Below are 3,780 nucleotides of genomic sequence, written 5' to 3'. Positions count from 1 at the left end.
AATGGATTAAGAAAAACATTCTTGCAAATTATTTATGAGCAAAGGATTCATATCCGCTACGCCACGGCGCACAGGCGCGGCGGACGGGAGCCTACCTTCGGCAGTTAAATTCAAATCTCCCTCTCGCTACTCAAGGCTTTCGGAAACGGAAGCCTTCTTCTTTTTAAATTCATCTAAAAGAGATAGGATTCATATCCGCCGTGGCGGACGGGAGTTCAAATCTCCCTCTCGCTACGAAGGCTTTCAGAAATGGAAGCCTTTTTTTATTTTTCAAACATGGATGAATTTGTTGTCTATGTACTTTTTTCGAAAACTACCGGAAAAACTTATACCGGAATGACATCAGATTTAATTACTAGGTTTCATTTTCATAATTTCAAATCAACCAAAGGATATACTTTAAGATACCGTCCATGGGTTGTAATTCATGTGGAATTCTTTGATACCAAAAAAGATGCTTTGATTCGCGAAAAAGAACTAAAATCAGGAAAAGGAAGAGAATGGATTAAGAAAAACATTCTTGCAAATTATTTATGAGCAAAGGATTCATATCCGCTACGCCACGGCGCACAGGCGCGGCGGACGGGAGCCTACCTTCGGCAGTTAAATTCAAATCTCCCACTCGCTGCTCAGGCTTTCAGAAATGGAAGCCATTTTTTTGTGTGTTATAAGAAAATCTTTCTTCATTCTTCCGGAAAGTAAACCAAAGAAAATAAGACTAGGTGCTTCATTTAGGATAACCATATTTTCCTACTTTTAGTGGATGACATCGCCCGAGATAAAAAATCCGCCATCCTCACTAATTGAAAAATTTAAATTTCTGGGTCCAGGATTTATTCTTTCAGCTTCCATCGTAGGTTCCGGTGAGTTAATTGCCACTACCGTGCTTGGAGCAGAAGGAGGATTTATCACCTTTTGGGTTATTCTGGTGAGTTGTTTGATTAAAGTAGCGATCCAATTGGAATTTGGGAAAAATGCAATTGTCACTGGAAAGCCACTGATGAATTCTTTTTCAATCTTACCTGGACCAAAAAACTGGGCTGTTTGGAGTACTTTTTTATTGACAATTTTTAAAATAGTGCAATTAGGCGGGATGATTGGAGGTGCGGCTATTGCTCTAAATATGCTTATGCCTCAGCTCTCTCCTATTTTGTTGGCGTTTATTTTGGGGGCAATTACCAGTCTTTTGATTTACCGGAATTACTACAAAATCGTGGAGCGAACTTCTATGTTGATGGTTTTTGGCTTTACAATTTTCACTCTTGCTTCTGTAATTGCAGTTAGTTATAGTCCTTATGCTTTTACTTTGACGGATGTATTGAGTGGATTGACTTTCGATTTACCTTCAAATTTAATATTTGTTGCAATAGGAGCATTTGGAATTACTGGAGTCGCAAGCGATGAAATAATCGCTTACACCTATTGGTGCCTAGAGAAGGGATATGCAAAATCAACGGGTGAAAATGATGGCACAGAAGAATGGAAAACTAGAGCAAAAGGTTGGATAAAAATTATGTATTTGGATGCTTTTGTAGCAATGTTTATTTACACCATTGTCACATCAGCATTTTATTTATTAGGAGCTTCCATTCTATATGGAAATGAAACAATACCAAATGGAAATCAATTGATAGAGAAATTAGCCAATATCTATACTCAAACGCTAGGTGAAGATGCTCGTCTTGCTTATATCACGGGAGCGTTCTTCGTATTATTTTCAAGTGTTTTTGCGACGCTAGCTTATTGGACAAGGCTTTTTCCAGATATCTTCGGAGAATTAGGTTGGATAAATTATGAAAATCAAAAAACTAGAAAAAACTGGGTGGCAATTTTAGCCTGGACACTGCCAATCCTATGGGCTATAGCTTTTGCTTTTGTTAAGCTTCCTGCATTTATGGTTTTATCCGGAGGGGTTGTAGGCTCCGTACTTCTTTTGTTGGTCGTTTATGCGGCTATTCAGTTTAGGGTTAAGAATAATACTTTAAACTTAACTTCTGGGATTTTTTCAAAAGTGATGTTTTGGTTAAGTGTAGTTTCCATTGGCTTGGTTTCTATCTATGGAATTATAAAGCTTTTCTGGTTTTAATGAAATTTAAATTTGACTGAGATTAATTTTTCTTTTCCAAAATCAATACCATATCCTGATTTAAAGGATTTTCAAACAGAAGAATATTCCCTTCCTTTTGAATATCAGCCTTTAAATAAGAATTCTTAACCGGGTCAAACCATCTTGCCTCATATTCTATTCCATTAAGTTCGAAAAGTTTTATTGCCTGGTTGACTGGAGAATAAGCCAAAATAATAGATCGGTCTTCATTTGCTACTACTGATGTAAAGTGATTAAAAGTTTTATTACCTGGCTGGTTTACCAAAAGTTCATTTGCTGGTCTAAACTCCCACCATTTTAATGAGTTAATAAATTCATTTAAATATCCTACCTGATAGCTTCCATCAAATTCAATACTTTCCTTCCAGGTATGCGTACCATTTGCTTTCTCATGGTTTTCGATCTCTTCCCCTACTCTAAGCCAAGGCCAAATCCCATTAGCACCATAAGTAATTCCTGAAATAGGAGCTGAAAATACACTCCAATAAGATGCATTTCTTACATCTTCAGCAGTTATTTTAAAGAAGATTTCTTCATAGTTGGGTTCAGTATTAATGATCGGCATAGGTCTCAATTTTTCCCAGGTTTGAGCAACTGGCCCTTTATTAATCCAATTGACGGTATTTTCAGAATTGGAGTGGGAAGATTGATATGTTATAACATCATACCAAGTCTCATCTTCATATAAATCGCCTATCCAAGAAAGCCCATGAGGATGTAATGTTACCAGCCCCTGGTGTTTATCATCCCCAAAAATTTGTGAACCAATAGACTTCCATCGATCCTCCAAATCTCCATAATATTGACCATCTCCCCCCAAGGTCCAAAGTACATGGTTCCCCTGATAACGGGCAACAATATATTTACCAAGTAAAACTGCCTCACGAATCGGCAAATAATATCCAGGACTCAACTCTGTAGCAGGCCCAAATGGAAGCGCCCAAAGAATAACAGGTGAAACCAGTAATCCTTTTCTATTTGCTTCCTCTATTTTCTTATCTATTCTTTTAAAGAAATCCGGGTCAAGAACAATTCTTCCGGAACCTGTAAAAGCCACTTTTCCTTCTGCATTAGTAGATCCTCCTCTCCATTGGGTGGTGACAAGTTGAATCGTATTGTAATGATTTTCCTTCCTTTGGTTCAGATAATGTTCCCATTCCTCATCGGTAGACTTTAAAGCTCCATTCCATGCGGTACAAGCTGTCCAAAAAAATGGATCACCGTTGGAATGGCTCAAGTGATAAGTACCCTTTGGATGAACAATGTTTCCCTTTTGAAATAAATCCAGTTCACTATCATTCTCAATACATTCAAAAGTTCCATTGACTTCATGCAATCCGGAATTTTCTTTATCGGAGGAAATACTTGTAAATGTCCATGTTCCAACCTCATCAGGCATAAACCTCACTTTCCAAGTCCTTCCTCCATCCCAAAATCCCCTTACGGTTTTTTGTCTTCCCGAAGGGGAGGAAAAAGTAATATCAAAGGTATTTACATTGTAAAGCGCATTTTCATAGTCTTTTGAACTGGTAAAAGTATATTCAAAACGATCAAATTTTTTCGTTTGGCTTATCGCAAAATATGGAATCAAAATAAGCCCTAAAAGGAAACAAATAATTCTAATACGCATATAGGTTTATATTACATGGAACAATAGAAAAATCAATAAGCAA

General features: G+C 37.2%; 3 protein-coding genes. 2 read left to right on the top strand and 1 reads right to left on the bottom strand.

The window, feature by feature from the left end:
• Nucleotides 1–276 precede the first annotated feature (276 nt).
• Nucleotides 277–537 (top strand): GIY-YIG nuclease family protein, encoded by a 261-nt coding sequence (locus Q0L68_RS17740; RefSeq protein ID WP_296705599.1) that lies wholly within the window; start codon nt 277–279, stop codon nt 535–537.
• 226 nt (nt 538–763) lie between these two features.
• Nucleotides 764–2,086, top strand: coding sequence for an Nramp family divalent metal transporter (locus tag Q0L68_RS17735; protein WP_296705598.1), 1,323 nt, complete (start codon nt 764–766; stop codon nt 2,084–2,086).
• A gap of 22 nt (nt 2,087–2,108) precedes the next feature.
• Here Q0L68_RS17735 and Q0L68_RS17730 read toward each other — a convergent pair whose 3' ends face one another.
• Nucleotides 2,109–3,737 carry a DUF4038 domain-containing protein gene (locus tag Q0L68_RS17730; RefSeq protein WP_296705597.1) on the bottom strand — a complete coding sequence of 543 codons (1,629 nt, stop codon included), beginning with the start codon at nt 3,735–3,737 and terminating at the stop codon, nt 2,109–2,111.
• Nucleotides 3,738–3,780: the final 43 nt, after the last annotated feature.

The sequence above is a fragment of the Algoriphagus sp. genome (assembly GCF_024642405.1).
Lineage (GTDB): Bacteria > Bacteroidota > Bacteroidia > Cytophagales > Cyclobacteriaceae > Algoriphagus.
This window is presented reverse-complemented; position numbering and strand designations above follow the sequence as displayed.